General features: G+C 40.6%; 17 protein-coding genes. 8 read left to right on the forward strand and 9 right to left on the reverse strand.

Translation table 11 applies throughout. From position 1 onward, the window contains the following. Window positions 1-27: 27 nt before the first annotated feature. Window positions 28-1086, reverse strand: coding sequence for a DNA polymerase IV (gene dinB / locus CWC18_RS15125; protein ID WP_138675595.1), 1059 nt, complete (start codon window positions 1084-1086; stop codon window positions 28-30). 604 nt (window positions 1087-1690) lie between these two features. Between dinB and CWC18_RS15130 the strand changes: the two genes are divergently transcribed. From CWC18_RS15130 to CWC18_RS15145, 4 genes are all read left to right on the forward strand, one after another. After that, a complete protein-coding gene (locus tag CWC18_RS15130) occupies window positions 1691-2743 on the forward strand; it encodes an aldo/keto reductase (RefSeq protein ID WP_138592590.1) in 1053 nt (350 codons plus the stop codon). A 121-nt stretch (window positions 2744-2864) separates the two neighbouring features. After that, a complete protein-coding gene (locus tag CWC18_RS15135; RefSeq protein WP_138592593.1) occupies window positions 2865-3374 on the forward strand; it encodes an NUDIX hydrolase in 510 nt (169 codons plus the stop codon). A 150-nt stretch (window positions 3375-3524) separates the two neighbouring features. After that, window positions 3525-4235 (forward strand): hypothetical protein, encoded by a 711-nt coding sequence (locus CWC18_RS15140; RefSeq protein ID WP_138592589.1) that lies wholly within the window; start codon window positions 3525-3527, stop codon window positions 4233-4235. Window positions 4236-4378: 143 nt separating this feature from the next. Continuing rightward, on the forward strand, window positions 4379-5191 hold the full coding sequence (locus tag CWC18_RS15145; protein WP_138675596.1) for a substrate-binding periplasmic protein: 813 nt from the start codon (window positions 4379-4381) through the stop codon (window positions 5189-5191). Here CWC18_RS15145 and CWC18_RS15150 read toward each other — a convergent pair. Further along, a complete protein-coding gene (locus tag CWC18_RS15150; protein WP_138592587.1) occupies window positions 5142-5855 on the reverse strand; it encodes an SIMPL domain-containing protein in 714 nt (237 codons plus the stop codon). The two genes, CWC18_RS15145 and CWC18_RS15150, sit on opposite strands and share 50 nt — an antisense overlap. A gap of 132 nt (window positions 5856-5987) precedes the next feature. On the opposite strand from CWC18_RS15150, the gene CWC18_RS15155 reads away from it, so the two are divergent. Continuing rightward, window positions 5988-8666 (forward strand): bifunctional acetate--CoA ligase family protein/GNAT family N-acetyltransferase, encoded by a 2679-nt coding sequence (locus CWC18_RS15155; RefSeq protein WP_138675597.1) that lies wholly within the window; start codon window positions 5988-5990, stop codon window positions 8664-8666. Next, window positions 8663-9607 carry an ion transporter gene (locus tag CWC18_RS15160; RefSeq protein WP_138592585.1) on the forward strand — a complete coding sequence of 315 codons (945 nt, stop codon included), beginning with the start codon at window positions 8663-8665 and terminating at the stop codon, window positions 9605-9607. Before CWC18_RS15155 ends, CWC18_RS15160 begins: the two co-directional genes overlap by 4 nt. On the opposite strand, the gene CWC18_RS15165 is transcribed toward CWC18_RS15160, so the two are convergent. From CWC18_RS15165 to CWC18_RS15175, 3 genes are read right to left on the reverse strand one after another with little or no spacing between them, the layout of a single operon-like run. Then, entirely contained in the window at window positions 9604-14079 is a 4476-nt protein-coding gene (locus CWC18_RS15165; RefSeq protein WP_138675598.1) for an EAL domain-containing protein, read from the reverse strand. The two genes, CWC18_RS15160 and CWC18_RS15165, sit on opposite strands and share 4 nt — an antisense overlap. Window positions 14080-14095: 16 nt before the next feature. Beyond that, window positions 14096-14485, reverse strand: a complete 390-nt coding sequence (locus tag CWC18_RS15170) for a GNAT family N-acetyltransferase (protein WP_249348212.1) — start codon at window positions 14483-14485, stop codon at window positions 14096-14098. A gap of 17 nt (window positions 14486-14502) precedes the next feature. Further along, window positions 14503-14712, reverse strand: a complete 210-nt coding sequence (locus CWC18_RS15175; protein ID WP_119862285.1) for a DUF3283 family protein — start codon at window positions 14710-14712, stop codon at window positions 14503-14505. A gap of 116 nt (window positions 14713-14828) precedes the next feature. On the opposite strand from CWC18_RS15175, the gene CWC18_RS15180 reads away from it, so the two are divergent. Then, window positions 14829-15515: a substrate-binding periplasmic protein gene (locus tag CWC18_RS15180; protein ID WP_138592582.1), complete on the forward strand. Its 687-nt coding sequence runs from the start codon at window positions 14829-14831 to the stop codon at window positions 15513-15515. Here CWC18_RS15180 and CWC18_RS15185 read toward each other — a convergent pair. From CWC18_RS15185 to zntR, 4 genes are all read right to left on the reverse strand, one after another. After that, a complete protein-coding gene (locus tag CWC18_RS15185) occupies window positions 15512-15760 on the reverse strand; it encodes a DUF1289 domain-containing protein (protein WP_138592581.1) in 249 nt (82 codons plus the stop codon). The genes CWC18_RS15180 and CWC18_RS15185 overlap by 4 nt on opposite strands. Window positions 15761-15982: 222 nt before the next feature. Then, a complete protein-coding gene (locus CWC18_RS15190; protein ID WP_138675600.1) occupies window positions 15983-17077 on the reverse strand; it encodes a 1-acyl-sn-glycerol-3-phosphate acyltransferase in 1095 nt (364 codons plus the stop codon). Between the two features lie 106 nt (window positions 17078-17183). Continuing rightward, entirely contained in the window at window positions 17184-18413 is a 1230-nt protein-coding gene (locus tag CWC18_RS15195) for an SO_0444 family Cu/Zn efflux transporter (RefSeq protein WP_138675601.1), read from the reverse strand. Next, window positions 18400-18810 (reverse strand): Zn(2+)-responsive transcriptional regulator, encoded by a 411-nt coding sequence (gene zntR, locus CWC18_RS15200; RefSeq protein WP_138592578.1) that lies wholly within the window; start codon window positions 18808-18810, stop codon window positions 18400-18402. The genes CWC18_RS15195 and zntR overlap by 14 nt, the downstream gene beginning before the upstream one ends. Before the next feature lie 72 nt (window positions 18811-18882). Between zntR and CWC18_RS15205 the strand changes: the two genes are divergently transcribed. After that, the gene (locus tag CWC18_RS15205) at window positions 18883-19830 is read left to right on the forward strand and encodes a D-2-hydroxyacid dehydrogenase (protein ID WP_138675602.1); all 948 of its coding nucleotides are present in this window, start codon (window positions 18883-18885) and stop codon (window positions 19828-19830) included. Window position 19831 lies beyond the last annotated feature (1 nt).

The raw sequence follows: 19831 nt of genomic DNA on the forward strand, positions 1-19831 counted from the left end.
AATTAACTATGCCACTACACTTAGATATTACCAATCAAAAGAGATTTGTTCAGATGTCTTTTTGCACTCGGATAGACCAATGTGCACTCCGAGTAAACGAACAGACTTACCATTACCTCGAAGAAATGCCTCTCGGAGCAATTCTGATAAAATTTCAGGCTCTAATCGTTGAACGGTAAAATCTTTTGTTGTTTGATGAAAATCAGAAAATTTAATTTTCACACCAACCTTACTTATTCCTCTGTCGGTTAAGTATTTAGAAGATCTCCGCTTGAGTTCTGGAACTAGTTCATCAAGCAACACTCTGTCTAATAACTCAATATCGCAATAGTCTTCGGGAAATGTCCTTTCTATTCCAACTGACTTTCTTATTCTGCTTACTACGACAGGCCTATTGTCTATTCCACGACACCTCTCCCACAACAATTGACCTAGTTTTCCATACTTAATTGACAAGTATTCTAGGGTAGATGCTTTAACGTCCTTGCCGAACTTTAAATTATCTGCAAGCAATTTTTCATTCGTTACTTTTCCTACGCCAGGAATCTTTTTAAGCTCCATTGTGTCGATGAATGAGTCGACGTCACTGGGGGGAATTACATAAATACCATTAGGCTTGTTTATATCAGACGCAACCTTCGCCAAGTATTTAATTGGCGCGACACCTGCTGAAGCGGTTAGATTTAATTCGCAGTGAATAGTTCGACAAATGTCTTGCGCAATTAAAGTTGCTGAACCACCAAATAATTTACAATTGCTAACATCTAAATAGGCTTCATCTAAACTCAAAGGCTCAATTAAATCTGTATAGCGCTCAAATATAGCTCTAATTTGCTCACTAACCTGCTTATAAACGTCCATTCTACCGGGTAAAAGAATAAGGTCGGGACATTTTCTCAACGCTACACTTGTAGGCATTGCGCTTTTAATACCAAACTGTCTTGCCACATAGTTGCAAGTAGAAAGAACACCTCTAGAGCCTCTGCTTCCGCCAACCGCAACAGGTTTACCCATGAGTTCCGGATTGTCTCTGAGCTCAACAGAAACATAAAATGCGTCCATATCTACATGCACTATTTTTCGCATTACTCCGCATCCAAAAATTGAGATGTGCTACATACAATCTGAAAAAATAACTAGTAATACTCTAGAAGTAGCACTTACAATAAATGCTAACTGGTAACACCCTAGAGTTTAAAAAGCATCCATGTCTATATGCACTATTTTTCGCATCACTCCGCATCCAAAAATTGAGATGTGCTCTATACACGCTAAAAAGATAACTAATAATATTTTAGAAGCAGCACTTACAATATATGCTAACTGATAACACCTTAGAGTTTAAAAAGCATCCATATCTATATGTGCAATTTTCCGTATTCCACTAAACCTATGACTAAATCCTAATGTAATTACACATACAATTTCCACTTAAGTATCGTTCTCTTAGTATAAGGTTAACTAACTCAATATCCTTCATACAATTCTTGCTGTGAGTTTCATACTCTAAAGTTTAAAAACAATCATATCAATGTGTATAAACTTGCGCATACCGAAACACTGTTTTTATATACAGACATTATGACCTAAAGTTATAAACTTTTGCAACTTTTCCCAGCATCTCATGTAAACTACACTAAGAGTTGAGATCCTTCCTTTTTCTCATAATTAATAACAACAAGGAGTTAGCATGCAGTTTAGTCGTTTAGGTAGCAGCAAACTTGATGTCTCTCGTATTTGTTTAGGCAGCATGACATGGGGACTACAAAACAACCAACATGACGCTGATGAACAAATTAACTATGCCATTAGTAAAGGCATTAACTTTATCGATACTGCTGAAATGTATGCTGTGCCGCCTTCTAAAGACACTTATGGCAAAACAGAAGCAATTATTGGTGATTGGTTATCACGCCACAGTGAAAAGCGTGAGCAGCTTATTATCGCAAGTAAAATTGCAGGACCTGGACTGAGCTGGGTCAGAAATGGCACGCCAATCTCAGGGCAGTCAGTCATTGAAGCTGTCGACGGATCTCTCACACGCTTAAAAACCGACTACATTGATGTATACCAATTACATTGGCCTAATAGAACATCACCCCACTTTGCCAAGCATCAACCGGGGCAAATTAACTTTTCACACGTCAATGCCGAACAAGAAACGGCAGACATGCTCGACATATTGCAAGGCTTAAATGAGTGTATAAAGGCAGGGAAAATACGTCATTGGGGCTTGTCTGATGATACAACGTGGGGGATCAATACATATTTAAAGCTCGCAACATTGCACAATTTACCCAAACCGGTTTCGATACAAAATGAGTTTAGTTTATTACATGCCAAAGACTGGCCATACCTTATCGAGAACTGTGTACATGAAGATATCGCTTATTTGCCTTGGTCACCACTCGCTGCTGGGTTTTTAACGGGAAAATACCTTGATGGTGCGCGACCAGAGGGAAGTCGATGGACCATAACACAGCGACAAGGCTTATTCAGAGATACCCAATATAGTAACGAAGCCACTAAGCGCTATGTAAACGTTGCTAAACAACACGGACTCACTCCCGCGCAACTGGCACTTGCATGGTGTAACCAAGTAGACGGCGTTACATCAACAATTATTGGTGCAACGACAATGTCGCAACTCAAAGAAAACTTAACAGCTTTCGACACAGCCCTTAGTACGCAAGTGTTGGCTGATATTAGCGAGGTATTCAAACAATATCCGGCCCCGTTCTAATTATAGACTCGTTGCACGCAACCAATATCTCTATGTAAAAAAGCGCAGGTATATTGGTTGTGTATCTTACAAGGTGATCCGTATAATAGCGCCTTTTATGAATATCGGTTTTTCTTTATATATGCGCAGTCTTAACACCATGCCTATCGTGCCACTTGAAGGCAACCAGTTTACTCGTCAAACCACCCGTGCCATTGTGCTAGACGGTAACAAAATTCTTCTGTTATACACGGCGCGCTACGATGATTATACTTTACCTGGTGGTGGGGTTGATGAAGGTGAATGCCTAGAGGATGCATTACTTAGAGAGCTACAAGAAGAAACCGGTGCTAAAGAAATCATGCATATCACGCCATTTGGTCGCTATGAAGAGTACCGAATTTGGCACAAAGCGGATTTTGATGTCATTCATATCGTGTCCGATTGCTATATTTGCGATATTTGTGGCAACTTCGATGCACCTCAAATGGAAGATTATGAAAGTGCTAACGGTATGTCCCCTGTATGGGTTGATATAAACATTGCCATTGAACATAACAAAAAGACGCTCGCAAACAGTTCAAAAAAGGGTTTATCACTCATCAGAGAAATCTCACTGCTTGAACAAATACGAACAGCATTACTTACCTAAAAGTACCGCTGCTAACCATTAAACACGGCTAATCTTCAGATACCACTTTTACTATACAGCATGTAGTTTACCTATAAATTGCGTATCTGAACTGAACTTTCCTGTCACCTATGTGTCATACCTGCTTATTGAAAACACAGGGATATTTAGGTGAAATTCATAATAAAGACAGTTATTTACTCTGTGCTCTTACATGCCATACTTTTTTATTTTCTCAAATCTCACATTGTTAATACCCCCTCATTAGCCAATACGCCGGCATTGAAAACATACTTAGTAATGGAACGAAAACAAGAACAAGCCCCGCCAAAAAAATTAAAGGAAGCCGAGACTCCTCCGCTCCCCAACACCGAAGTAATAGACTCAACACCTGAACACTCAAAAGCAGATGCTGTCCCCATACCACCCAAAGCCTCAGAAGTAACAGAGCCTAAAACGCATCCAATCGAGCCTACAATGACGCAAACAAAAAAAATTAAAAGCGAGGAAACTCCACGTAATACTCCAACACAAAGCCAACAAACTATTAATCCTTATAAAGTACTGCAAAATATTCGCGCTACAGGGTTGTCGTATACAACACCTAATTCATCATCAACTCAGCAAAAACGAATTAACGTCCCTGCACACTATAAAAACACAAATAAAGGAGAAGCATTGGTCATTTCAAAAAACCAGACCTTCACTGAGTATCAAAACGGCACGACCTGTTTTAAAGTGTTTAATGGCGATGTGAACAATCGCGTTTCAGATAGCGGACTCACAAACCAGTGGCAGAGCTTGCCATATACATGCAACAAAACAGCTATCACTCAAGCATATGACAAAGCAATGGGTAAGTGGCTTAAAAAAAAACCATAACATTCTACACCTCACTTTCTAGCACCATGCTAGAAAGTAATTACGTACGACCTAACATCGCTATGATTGAAATAACAAATAACTACTATCGCTTGCTGACTAAATTCCCTACAATCAAAAATTACTTATGAAGAGGTAGTTGTATGCGATGTACACTTTATATACTCGTTTATCTTGCACTTTTTTGGCCAAACCATAGTCATGCACAGACCCTAACGTTTTTCGCCGAAGATTTACCTCCTTACCACTATATTGACAAAAATGGAAACGCAGCAGGTGCATTAGTAGATATTACAAAAGCGATACTGCATGAGGCGCAGCTCAGTGGGCAGTTTGAAATAATGCCTATGGCACGAGCGTATCATGAGCTCAAAAATAACCCCTTAGCGTTAATGATGTCCTTATTACAGACCCCTGAACGTCAACCAAAATTCACTTGGTTAGGCCAATTGTATTTTGCCGATGCCTATCTTGTTGGCTTAAAAAACTTACCTCATCAAGTCGAAAGCCTCACTGACGCTAAAGGGTTAAAAGTTAGCACTATTCGAGGGTATTCAAGTGCACATTATTTGCAAAAAGAGGGATTTCAAGAGGATAAAAATCTAGTACTTGCAAGCCATTACAAGCAATTATGGGATCTACTCTTTAAACAAAGAGTAGATTTAGTTATGACAAATACCATGACACTAAAAAAAGAATTAAAAAACTCAGGGTATGGCGTAAACCAAGTTTCTAAAATGCTACATATTAATCGCTTTCCCTCTGCACTACAGCTCGCTGCCAATAAGCATATCCCTCGTAATATATGCCAGCGACTCGCCAAAGCGTTACAAAAAATAAAGCAAACGGGCATGTATGAACACATACTCACCCGCTGGCAATTGGCGATACCGCGTCAACATTTAGCTAGTCAGACAGATAATACTCCACACCCGCGACAACCCGAACAACTTTAATGTATGGCGTATTGCTGTCTCTATCTCGAATACTAAACTGACCTTGTCGAGCTGATTTAATTTTACCTAGTTGAGAGTCTGAGTCTTTTGCAAATTTAAGCGCGACCTCTCTGGCTTTCTGAGTTGCCAATTGAACCATCTGGGGTTTTATATCATTAAGCCCTGTGAACATATATTCTACACGATTTTGATAATCGTCTTGAGTAATGGCTATCCCTTGCTTTGCCAATTCACTCAATTGTGACAATGCGGTTCTCACTTTATCTGGAGAACGACTAAAAACAGTGATGCCCGCTTTGGCCACATAACGAAAACCACGCTCATTTTGACTATATTCTTGTGCAAATTTGTCTACAATCGAGGGCGCTGTAACGCTGACTTCGTCACCATTAAACCCCTGAAGCACTAAAAAAGCGCGAATTGCAGCATTTTTCTTATCGACACGCGCAATTAACACATCTAAATCATTATCCGCATCTTTATAAAAAACGGGCCAAATAACAGTATCTGCGGGCACCTCCTGCTCCGCTAACCCCTTCACTTGCACCGTTCTTTCCATTGCCTTTACATCAATGACAGTATGTTTAATCAACCAAGTACTACACACTAAGCCCAATGCTAGAACAGTCGCCGCCCCAACATGCTTTGACACGTCAGCCCTCATATCTGCTTCTCCTAAAATAATTACTCAGATCAAAGTCTAATGTAAATCAACTCGATCATTGCTAAATAAATGATAGAGTGATACCTAGCCGATGAGCCTAAGCTGAACTCGAAAAATAATTAAGGAACCTTTATGAGCGTGAAACGCATAAGTCAGTTTTTTTCCCCTCGCTCTGTTGCCGTCATTGGTGCATCTAATAACCCTAGTCGAGCCGGCTATATTGTTATGCGTAATTTGTTACAAGGCGGTTTTAAAGGGCCCATTATGCCTGTTAGCCCCAAACATAACGCTGTCCATGGTGTCTTAGCCTATCCCAATATAGACAGCTTACCGCATACACCTGATCTTGCTGTCATATGTACTAATAAAACCACCATAAATAGCATTATTGAGCAGCTCGGGAAACGTGGCTGCCAACATGCAATCGTGATTGCTGCGGGCTTAAATATGCAGCAAAAAGCCTCTTTAAAACAAATCGCAAACGCGGTTAACGTCACTTTACTTGGCCCAAATTGCCTAGGGTTACTCATCCCACATCTTGGCCTAAATGCCAGTTTTTCTCATACGGTTGCCAAACCAGGGCGACTTGCCTTTGTCTCTCAGTCTGCTGCCGTATGCTCTACAATTCTAGATTGGGCAAAAAACAAAAGAATAGGGTTCTCATATTTTATATCGGTTGGCGATTGCCTAGATATTGATTTTGACGAGCTGCTCGACTTTTTTGGCCGAGATGCTAAAACAAAAGCAATCTTGCTTTATATCGACAATATCGAGGATGTAAGACGGTTTATCTCTGCAGCTCGTGCGGCAGCATTCAGTAAACCCGTAATTGTCATAAAGACTGGCCGAACACAAGCTGGGGCTGAAGCCGCTTTTATTCATACTGGCGGTAAAACATCTGACGATGCGGTATACGATGCAATGTTCCAACGGACAGGAATGCTGCGTGTAAACGACTTAAGAGAATTGTTTGCCGCCACCCAAACCCTCGCTTTACATCCAAAACTATTACAAATCGAACAACTCACCATTTTAACCAATGGAGGAGGTCCAGGGATAATGGCAGTAGATACCCTCTTACAACGTTCAGGTAAACTGGCCCAACTTTCACAACAAACCAAAGATGCACTGAATAAAGTGATCCCGCAATCAGACATGACCTCTAACCCTGTAGATATTTTTGGTGACTCCTCCCCTAAGCGTTACCAGCAGGCACTAGAGATTTTACTTAAAGCCCCAGAGGTTAAAAACTTACTCATTATCCATACCCCTTCAGCTTTGGCTCCCAGTGAAGAGTATGCTCAAATTATCGCTACAACGCTCAATAAAATACCAAAAATGGCACGACCGTATGTCATGACTAACTTTATGGGTGAGGAAGCCGCCTACGAAGCACGCTATGAATGTGCTGAACATGCTATTCCAACTTATCGCACGCCAGAGGGAGCAGTTGGAGCCTTCATGCATTTGGTGAGTTATCGACGAAACCAAAAGCATCTAACACAAACTCCGGAATCCACTAGCGAAGATAATCAAGTAGATAGCCTGTCAGCAAAACAGCAAGTTGAACACTTCATCGAGCAAGGCTTTACACATTTATCAACTCACCTAGCCAGCCAAATACTGTGTTATTATGGCGTGAACTGTATAGAAACATTAGTTGCCCTGACCCCCAGTGAAGCTAAAGAGCAAGCTCTAGTATTGGGCTTTCCAATTGCATTGAAACTTATCAGTGCATCAATCCCGTCCAAGTCTGAAGTGGGAGGCGTAGTATTAAATCTCAATGACGCGAATGAAGTTGAGCAAACGGCTTTTGCCATGCTATTGCGTATCAAAGAAACCTATCCTGATGCTGAAATAGAAGGGTTTTCACTACAGAAAATGGCACCGCGAGCGGGTGCGCATGAGCTTCGTATCGCGGTAAAAACGGAACATAATTTTGGCCCAGTTATATTATTGGGTGAGGCTGGCACAGGCTTAGAGTTTTCTCAAGCCGCAGTATCACTCCCACCATTAAATATGAACTTAGCGAAATACCTCATTGCCGCAGCACAAGATAAAGGCGTCCTAAAAAATCGCACATTACCAGAAAAAGTTGATAAATATCGTTTATGTGCGCTATTGACCCGTGTATCTCAACTAGTGGTAGATCAGCCGAATATCCATAGTATTGAGCTTAACCCTATTTTAGCAAACTCCGGACAATTTCTCGTATTGGATGCCAATATTACGCTGCGCGCATACCAGCCACAACAAGGGAAAAAAAGACTTGCGATCAGGCCTTATCCAAAAGAGCTCGAATCACAAATCACCTTGAAAAACGAGACTATTGCAACATTACGCCCTATCAAGCCAGAAGATGAACGTGCTCATCAAGAGTTTGATCAATCACTTAGCAAAGAAGACCGATATCGACGCTTTTTTGGTGAACTTCCCCAGTTTAATCATGACCAGCTCGCCAAGATGACACAGATTGACTATGATCGTGAAATGGCATTTATTGTCTCACAACCTTATAAAAGCACCTACAAAACACTCGGGGTGTCACGGGTGTTAATGGACCCTGATAATTATAGCGCGGAATTTTCAGTCATTGTACGCTCCGATTGCCAAGGACTTGGACTTGGAAAAGTGTTAATGCAAGCTGCTATTAAACATTGCCAATCTCTTGGTGTTTCAACCATTGAAGGCATCACGCTCCCAGAGAATACCGGTATGATTGAACTATCGAAAAAGCTGGGGTTTACCGTGACTCGGGATTTTGAAGAAGGTACCGTAAATATGCGTTTAAAAATAGGTAGCGAAGCATGACTAGATATCGTACAAAAGTCGCTGCACTTTTGGCAGGTCAAGGCGCTTATCGAAAGGCTGGCGGATATCTAGATGCTTTCTTAATTACACTCATTATGATTAATGTCGTCGCCATTGTCTTGGAATCAGTCCCCGAACTAACCGCCCAATATCACCATCACTTTTTATTATTAGAGGTAACATCGGTGGGGATCTTTGCCATCGAGTACTTACTAAGACTTTGGTCATGTGTGGAGCAAACAGGCGATAAAGAACTCAACACATCCAACAGTAGAAAACGCATCAAATACCTATTTTCGCCCTTAGCGCTTATTGATTTAATGGCGATCCTCCCCTCTTTACTCATGATGTTTTTTGCATTTGATTTACGCTTCTTAAGAGTAATACGATTATTTAGAATATTTAAACTCACTCGATATTCTCGCGCTATGCAACTGTTACTCGCCGCATTTAAACAAGAAGGCAGTAGTTTGCTTGCTGCCTTTTTTATTATGTCTGTGGTACTCATTATGGCATCGTGTGGCATCTATTTACTCGAACACGATGTACAGCCTGACAAATTTGGCTCAATACCTGAGTCCATGTGGTGGGCAATGGCAACGCTAACCACCGTAGGTTACGGTGACGTTGTGCCAATTACACCCATTGGCCGGCTTTTTGGCGGCGTGATCACATTATTGAGTATGGGCATGGTGGCCATTCCCACGGGTTTACTTGCATCGAGTTTCGCTGAACAGCTTAGAAAACGTAGAGATGCATTTAATGAAGCTGTATTGCACAGCCTCCATGATGGTGCTTTAGACGAGCAAGAGCGACAACATTTGGAAACCCTACGCATAGAACTAGGGTTAAGCCCCAGCGAAGCAAATCAAGCCATCAAACTTATGACCAGTCAACGGGCATATGCGATGTATTGTAGGCATTGTGGCCACAAGCTTTAAAACCGTTGTTGCCACCCATATTTGAGCAATTCATCCACTTGCTCACCAGGCACTGGCTCACTAAACAGTGCGCCTTGAAAGTAATCACAGCCAAGTAAACGTAAAAACTTCATTTGAGCAGACGCTTCAATGCCATCGGCAACACATTGGATCCCCAAGCTGTGCGCCAAAGATAATATTGAGTGAATAATGATTTCATGTTCAGTATCAATACCAATATCTTGGATAAAGCCTTTATCAATTTTAAGGACATCAACCGGGAGTTTCTTCAAATACGTCAATGAAGCATAACTGGTGCCAAAGTCATCCATAAACAAACGACAACCAAGTACCTTCAACTGATACATGCGAGCTAACGCGTTGGGTATATCTGTCATCATTACTGGTTCTGATACCTCAAACACCACATGCTTACCATGTACCTGTGCTCGCTTTAAGATACCATCAATCTTATTTGCTAAGTCCGAATATTGAAAATCGTAAGGAGATAAGTTAACCGAAATATACAACTGTGGAGCAATCAAATGCCATTGTTTTAACTCAATTAACGCTCTTTCTAAGGTATACAGCATTAACTCTGTGATCACACCAGACTGCTGCGCTGAGTCGGATAATTCCGTTTGACTATAATTGTCGTTTTGCGGCCAATGTAACATGACTTCAAACCCATCAATCACTTTGCTCGTACCGTTGATAATGGGCTGATACAAATTACTAAATTCACTCCTTTGACATGCTATTTGTAGCATATTCTCAATTTCAATGGTCTTTTGTACCTGTTTATTAAGCTCACTTCGATAAAATTGGTAATGATTACCCCCATGTTTTATTGCATGACTTAGCGCTATTTTCGCATTATCACTCAGTGTAAACGCATCCATTGCATCTTCTGGGTACATTGCAACACCTATGCTTAATTGCATATTACAGCTTTGCTCTAATACACAAATGGGGGCATCAAAGCGACTCATTAAACAACTCACATAACGTATCACCTGAGACACATCATCAACTTGTTCCATGAGTACATAAAACGCTTTATTGACGCCAATGGCTAAACTGTCTTGGTCTCGAAAGCAGCATTGCAATGTCGTCGCCAATTGTTGTACCAGCGCTTCAAAAAAATCTCGATCGTAACTGTCTTGGTAATGTTGTAAACGCTTAAAACGGATCGCTAATACCGCCACCGGTTGCGTATTATGATTTTGCTCAATGGCATGATGCGTTCTATCAATAAATAAGGCTTTATTAGGTAGCTGTGTTAATGCGTCATAATTCGCTAATTGATATAGTTCTTTCTCTGTACGCTTTTGCGAAGATATATCAGTTAAAACAACAACATAATTATGTAAATCGCCTTGTAACCCATCCACAGCACTTATTTTTATCAACACATGACATGTTTGATTATTCGCTAATACTAATTGCTCTTCAGCACTAATATGCTCCCCCACGTTTAATTGGGTCATTTTACGTAAATAGTCCATGCGCGTATGACGGCTAAGGCCCAAATGTAAATTAGTGCTGGATTTTGGCTCAGCCTCAATGTTGAAGGCATGCTGTAGTGCGGTATTACATGCTTGGATACGCAAGTTCTTATCCAAAATAAACACCCAGTCACGGGTTTTTTCAAAGGCGGCACCAAATAATCGTGCTCGTTCTTCAAACATTCGTTCTCTGGTCAAGTTCGTATATGTACCCGTCACGCGTTCAGGTGTGCCGTCATGCCAAGCCATCACTTTGCCAAAGTCTTTATACCAACGCCAATGCCCTTTTGCATGTTTAAGTCGATAGGTACAATTGAAGACACCTTTATTGGTCGACACGAACTCCAACCACTCGAGTCGAAATATACCTCTATCATGCGGGTGAATTAGCTGTAAATACTCATCGAGACCAATATTATTTTGCGCATACTCTAATTCTGAAAATAACCGAGGTTGATAAATCAACTGACTTTGTAAGTGCCAATCCCATACGCCAGATCCACTACTTTCAAGCGCAAGCTTTAAACGGGCTTCACTATTTTGCGTCTCCCTATGCGCCGCAATGATCATCTGCTCAATACGACTTTTTCGGTATAGCCACAAGCCAAAAATAAACAATGCCAACATCAAATAAATGACTAAGGCGGTCGGTGAGCGCCAAACTGGATAGTTGACACGAATATTCAATTTTGCGGGTTTCGTATAATCTCCAGTTAAAGGGTCTTTTGCCCACACTTTTAATTGATAATGTCCTGGATTAAGCTTAGGAAAAGTAACGCGATTATTGCCACGTGTGAGAATCTTTTGCCCACCCGATATTTGATACTCATACACAATGCCTTGCTGATAATTGAATACCATGGCCGAAAATGCGACTTCAAGGCCAATATCATCATGATTCAACACAATATCACCGAAGGTTTTTAAACCATATGAATGTAATTTTCGTGACATGAGGTCCACAGAGGTGATGTTAACACGAGATAGTAAGGGTTCATGAGGGCGGTTTTTTTGGGGATCAAAAATAGTAAAACCTTTTAAGGAGCCATAAACAATCCGACCATCCGATAATTTTAATGATGAGCCACCATTAAACTCATTGGTAAACAAACCATCATTGATGGTAAATTGCTGCATATGTAAGTTATCCGGGTCCAAACGCCAAATTCCCTTATGTGACGACATCCAAATCATTTGTGCATCATCTTGGCGCATCCCATACATTGGGGTTCCCAGTTTTAGCTTTTTTAAATCAATTGTATGAACAACTTCAAAACCATCTAGAGATAAACCAACTAAGCCAAAGTTTGAAAAAGCCAACCACAGGATATTATTCTTATCGACGCTATAAGTTAATAGGGAAACGGGAAGGTTTTCATTTGCATCTGGTACAGAGTAAATAATATCTAACTCAGAAGTATCTGGGTCCATTCTGTATAAAATACCACCAGAGTAATATAGGGGGTACGTAGGCTCATCAGGTAAAGGCGGTAAAAAACCATAAGACAAAAACGGGTTTCTCGACCCAATATCCCCCTCAAGCTTCTGTAATAACTCTTTTTCAATGTCATAATAAAAAAAGCCTTCGCTTGGGTGGATAAAATATAACTTCCCATTAGGCATCAAAAGTGTCCCAAACAAAAATCCATCAATGACTTTTTGCTGCTCACTATTTTTGACTATGGGCCGGTTGACTTCGTAGGTATTTGGGTCAAAGATATATAACCCTCGGTTACTTTCGAGCCAAATTTTATCTTTATATAAGAAAGTACGAGAAATAGAAAACTCTGGCATCACCAGTTCTCCCATGTACCCTTTGAGATAAGCAACTGTTTCATTGCTCGCAATATCATAACTTGTCAGGCCATCATTGGTTGATGCCCAAATTTTGCCTTTATATTCCAGTAAGGACCACACAGTCGAATGGGAAAATCCAGTTCCATTTACTGAGCTGTTGTTTACGTTTTTAAACTGCGTTTTTTGTTTGGGAATATAAAAGGCCCCATCACGTTTAGTGGCAAGCCATAAAGCCCCATATTTATCCTCCAAAAAATCAATGATGCTTTTGTCTGTTAATGTATATTGGCTAGTCGCTATACGTTCATCTCTCGTCAGTGTGCCATCAGAAAGACGATAGTGCATGAGTCCTTTATCTGTTCCCAATAATAGAGCTTCAGGTTTTACGGCTATTTTCCAAACATTCATATCATATAAAAGTTGCCTCCCCTGCCAATCGTGAGTCCCCTCGTCTAATTTCTCTAAGTGTGCAATATTTACTTCATATAGTCCGTTAACTGCACCAACAAGCAATTTATCATTGCCTAAAAGCGCCAAAGATTTAGTATGCTGTTGTAAGTTATGAGCTGGATTGTTGACATGTGTAATGTGACTTAACACCTTTGAATCAAGGTTATATGCGAATGCACCTTCTGACGTCGCAATAAATAAATGGTTTCCTTTACGCAGTAGCTTCCTAACAAAACCTGACTGCTTATTGATCGGAAGAGTCACCTCTATAGATACATCACCCGATGCAATATCCAATAACGCAACATTATCTCCGCGCCCCAGCCAAAGCTGTTCATCGTTTTTTGCCAGCATTTGATTGACTGATTGCTCTATCATTTCTTCTTGAGATTTAACGGCTTGCAAATATTTTTGGTATACATCTAAGACGGGATCATAGCTGTAGAGACCTAAGCGACTTGACGCTATCCAAATGCGGTTTAGTGGGTCTTGGTAAATTCGATCGATGACAACTTCTTCAAGCTCACCTTGCGGACCTTTAACACGTAAGACTTGATATCCATCGTATCTATTTAAACCGCCTTCAGTAGATAGCCAGAGGTAACCTTTGTTGTCTATGATGAGCGTATTTACATAGCTTTGCGATAACCCCTCAGAAGGAGATAATCGTTTTATTTCAGCTGTAACACTAAAACTCAAAATGATCAGTAAAATATATAAAAATACCAAAGATCTCATAAACGACAGTTAACAATTATTTATAGATACACATCGCCACAATATCACGTTTTTGCCTCACGTAATTAGCAAAACTAATCGATAAATGCTCAGGCATGCTTAATGCTCGTTCAAAACCTAACCCCTGATAAAACGGCTCAAGGCCACGATATACAAAAGTGTAAATGCGACAGTGCTGCGATGCTACCGCGGTGACGACTAGCTGCCTTGCCACACCTTGTGATCTAAATGCAGGGTCAACAAATACGGTCGATAAGAAAAGGACTTCACCTTTATGTTGTACTCTACATGCTGCAATGATTCTGTCGGACTTCGCAACCCAACATTGATCTTGTTTGTTCGCCCACCCCCTTACTGAGAATTGCTTATAAAACTTATTTACCAAAGGGACTGCTATGGGCTGCAAACAATGAACCGAGTACACTATGACCCTGCAAGCATAATACTAAGATAATACTCAAATCGCTGTTTTAAAAAGGTCTGCTCTGACACCGGGCGGCTATTAATGGTGTCGTACACCATTTCTCTAGAGCGCTTTCCACGTTTAATTTGATATGCCCAAAATGACGATTCATATTCTAACTGGATTTGATACTTTTCATGACGAGGTAATTTGCAAAGATTAAAACTCATAATGACATTATTGCAGAAGTAAACATTTTGCTAGTGTAACATAAATTATTAATTTGCTAGACTGAGATATGCAACACCTGTGAACAGCCTGAAATAATAATAAAATAACAGGACCTATGAACATTACACTGCGCGCCTTGGCATTATGCCTTTTAATTTTTAGCTCTACTGCAATTAGTAGCAATACCTTATTGTTTAATCGTCCTGCAGATAACCCTCAGTCTCGGTATGTCATTGAATTAATGACGTTAGTCTACAAAGAGCTTGGCTATTCATTAAAGGTGATAGACTTCAATCATCAAAGTGCTTTAGTCGCCGCTAATGAAGGGGTATTAGATGGTCAGTTAGGGAGAGTTGATAGTGTAACTGAGCAGTACCCTGCATTAATGCAAATTAGTTTCCCAATTATGCATGCTAACCTGCAACTTCTCAGTTACTGTAAAACCTGTTCTATGTTTGGATCCGAGTCCATCGTTATTATAAGCTCTTATGTAGCGCCAGAAGCCTATTTAAAAGATCAGAATTATCAAGGGGAAATCATTAAAGTTAAGAGTAGCTCTGCACAGCTTAACCTTCTTATACAAAAAAAAGTCAGTGCAGCCCTTGTCGTCGAGTTTCATGTAAAAAAATATAGAGAAAAGCTACAGTCACTGGATATCACCAGCAAAACATTACACAAAATCAATATCTATCATTATTTACACAAAAAGCACGCTAAGCTAGTTCCTCAAATTAATCACATTTTAGGAACTATGGCTAAGGAAGGTACGATCGCTATGCTCAAGCAAAAGTATGGCATTTAAAAATCAAGTTGTTGCTGCTCTTTATTACCCTTTGTGGCTGTATTACTGCTTGTTTTCTTTTTTAAGTAGCGCTGATACCTTTGCTGACATAAAATCACAACCGCGCGTTTTTGTTGATCTGTTAGTTGCCCCCAAGTAAACCGCTCATCTCTGCTACGATAACAGCCTTTGCAATAGCCCCTATTATTTACTTCGCATATCCCTTTACACGGACTTGGGATCTCAAATATTTCAATTTGTTCCACACACTCTCACTACATGTCGAATTTATACTGATAAATGAAGCCATAGCACTGTGCTTAGTTGAGTCTAAAATCAGACGACCTAAAGAAACTCAGTATCCGCCTATCTAGAGTATAAACCTATTTTGTATGATAAATCACCAAACCTAAGAAACATGATTTTATAAAACAAAAAACGCCACATTAAATGTGGCGTTTTCCAATGAAAGCTGTTGCTCGTTGTTATTATGTCACTTTACGTTTTAAAGGTTCAGCGTACATATCCAACACTTGCTTTTTTAACTCTTCGGGCACTAGCTCTAGCCAACTCATAAAATCAAGTTGCTCTTCATCTGACACCTCATGCTTATTTCCAGCGGCAATGTAGTTACTGGGATGCAAAAAATACTGTCCAATAATTTGTTTATCTATGGTTTCTGCTAACATTTCGGGTGAGTCACACTGTTCAGTGATCGGTTGCCCAAAAGAAATATGAACATGCCCTTTATCTGAACGGATCCCCTCAAGAATACTCTCTATATCTTCTCCGTCAGCCTTAACGTAGCTCCCGTGTTGTTGCTTGTGCACTAACTCTTTTGCTTTGGCAACCGCACAGGGTTCATACTGATAAGAAATAGACACAGGAACAATCTTTAACTGCTTTATATACTCACTAAAAGGCAGTTTTTGTTTTCTTCCATACAGCTGTAACATTTTAAGTAACGCAGGATCAGTTTGATCCACCCCATCTTTCGCACGACCTTCTTTCTGTGCGATCCAAATAGACTGCCCGGAGTCCAAAGAATCAAAAATATAACTTGAAAGATGTGAGAGTGCTTTTAGCATCTCTTTAGGCGCCTTTGCTGAGCGCTTTACTATAAAGCTTTTGTTTAACCTCATTAATTCCGTGATGTAAGGTACTTGTAGTAAGTTATCACCAATTGCGATACGCACTGTATTCATATTATGACTGTGCAAACCCCAGTTCATTAGTGCAGGGTCCAGTACAATATCTCTATGGTTAGAAATAAACAAATATGCAGACTCTTTATCCAACGAATCAAGGCCTGAATATGTCACTTTACTCGTTGTATTGTGTATCAGCATTTCTAAATAACGCGCAACTTCATTTTGCACTTGTTTAACCGTGTTGAAGTCTCCCCATTTACGACGTAATTGACTACGCACAAGAGGGCGGCACAATGCAGACCATCTGCTTAACCATGTAGGTAAAGTATGTGTCGTGATCACATCAATGAAGCTATTGTCTGCGAGCAACCGACTTAATGCCGCGGCAACTTCTTCATCATTGTAAGGTCTTATATCTGCGTATTTATCCACTCAACGGCTCTTTTTGTCAAAAATTAAACGAAATAACGGGACTATTTTATCTTGCTATTGGCTGTTAAGCTAAGATTAACAAGTCTGACCACCATTGCAAGTAATACTACTGCATTGAAACATAATGACTTTTAGTCCATTTAATAAAGAGCAGCCGTAACATTAATAAAGACAGTATTATTGCACAGCCAGTGGAAAACCAATGAGGTAATATTTCATGCTGCATAATCATTGTCGAATTCACTTCAAATCCATAGTAATCAACTAAATAGTCTGTCAAAAAGCCAAATGCAATCGCAACGCCTATCACGCCTATTAAATACGCGAAAACGGCTCTTTGCCCTAACTCTTTACCCACCACACCCAGTGTGGCAATATTCGTTGCCGGCCCTGCCAACATAAATACCAACACCGCACCTGGTGACACACCAGCCAGCAATAGCCCTGCCGCAATCGGTGTTGAAGCTGTTGCACATATATACATTGGAATGCTTACTAAGACCACCACCAGCATGGCAATAATCCCATTCCCCCACTGACTGAGAAACGAAGTCGGCACAAATGTTTGCACCAACGCAGCAAAAAAGAGTCCTATCATTAACCAAACCATGGTATCTGATAATAATTTGTTTGAACTGAACTTAACGGCTTGCCACACCTTATTTAAAAGTACATTTTGTTCAGGTTTGGAAGCTTGAGATGCGCAACACGAACTAACTGTCGCGGCATCATCGTGTTGCACCTTTTTCTTATGTTCAAGCTGTGTTTGAGTAAGCGTCTGTGTTTGAGCAGGTGTTACAGAGTCACAACATACCGCACTTTGTCTAGGTTGTGGCTTTGCAGAAGCGCAGCAGCTAGATGAGGTACTTCCCTCTTTTTCATCAAGGTTTTGTGTGCTGTTGCTAGAAAGCGTATTACATTCTCGGTCTGTGTTTATCGGCTTTTCACTGCCGACAAGTATCCCTGCAACTATCGCACTCGTGACTGCTGCAATAGGCCGAATAATCGCCAGAAAAGGTCCTAATAAGACGTAAGATACCGAGACTGAATCTACCCCAGTTTCTGGTGTTGAGACCAAAAAGGCAGTAGTTGCACTCTTTGATCCGCCTGCTCGCCTTAAGCCCACAGCTGCAGGAATAACACCGCAAGAGCATAACGGCATAGGAGCTCCAATGAGTGCGGCTTTAATGGTAGTCCATATCCCTTCTTTCCCTAAATGACGCTGCAAAAAATTAGCTGGTATAAAAACATTTAGTATTCCCGCTAATAATAACCCTAACATAAGCCAAGGGGCCGATAGTAAAAACAGCGCCCAAAAGTTATTAATTAATATCATCTATTTCCTCTAAAGCCGTTAATATTGAACAAGAGTCAGCACTTTCTTTACCGCCACAGCAGCGGTCAGCCAAAAACGTTAATGAACGTTCAAATCTCTGCAATTCATTAATTTTTTTTTGCACCAAATCTCGCTTTTGCAGCGTAATATACTTTACTTCTTCACAGCGGTGTTGATGCTTATCAATTTGAATATTCAACAACTCCTGAATTTCTCGTAGACTAAAGCCAACGTCTTTCGCTCTCAGTATAAAGTGCATTTGCTGTAAGTGCATTTGGGTATAAACTCTATAACCAGACTCAGTACGTGAAGATGGCGCTAGTAATCCATGCGCTTCATAGTAACGCAACGTATCTGTACTCACGCCTAGTGCCTTTGCGAACTGACCAATTTTCATATCTTCCTCCTGAGTATGATAGAGTATAAACCTTAGAGTAAACCCCAAGGTCAAGCATAGCAAAGGTCGTTTATGAAAATAGTTCTTCTCGACGCCAAAACATTGGCAAATAACCCCCTCACTCCGATTGAATTATTGGGCGAGTTAACTTCTTACCAAATCACGGATGGCGCTCAGGTTGTCACTCGCTGTATGGACGCTGACATTATTATTACGAATAAAGTCGTTATCAACGCAGAGACATTATCAGCACTACCTAAACTAAAACTCATTTGCGTGGCTGCAACTGGCACAAACAATATCGACCTCGTTGCCGCTAAAGCACACGGTGTTGCTGTCTGTAATGTGGCAGGGTATTCCACACCAGCCGTTGTGCAACACACCTTTACCTTACTCGGTAATTTAATGGGGAATATGCACCGCTACCTTAATGACAGCAGCAATGGTTTATGGCAAAAAAGCGATATGTTTTGTAGATTAGATCATTCAATCAATGAGATTGCACATAAAAACTTTGTCATAATTGGCTATGGTACGCTGGGTCAAGCTGTTGCAACTGTTGCACGCGCGTTTGGCGCTAACGTCATTATCGCTGAACGTCCAAATGAAACATCTGTTAGGGCTGGGCGTGTTGCATTTTTAGACGCTGTGCAATCGGCTGATATTATTTCCATACATTGCCCACTTAATGAACAAACTAAAGATTTATTTGATGCTCGTGTATTTAAACAACTGAAGCCTTCTGCCGTATTGCTCAATACTGCCCGCGGCGGTATCGTTAACGAGCAAGCGCTGGTAGATGCCCTAAAACAGAAAGTTATAGCTGCTGCCGGATTTGATGTACTCACGGTAGAACCAGCACAAAATACTAACCCTTTATTAAATTACACGGGAGATAACTTACTCCTTACTCCACACAATGCATGGGCGGCCCAAGAGTCAATAAACAGGTTGATAAAGTGTATTGCTGAGAATATTACCGCTTTTCACCATGGTGGTGATATCAACCGTATTGTATAAA

It is taken from the genome of Pseudoalteromonas aurantia (genome assembly GCF_005886875.1).
Classification (GTDB): domain Bacteria; phylum Pseudomonadota; class Gammaproteobacteria; order Enterobacterales; family Alteromonadaceae; genus Pseudoalteromonas; species Pseudoalteromonas aurantia_A.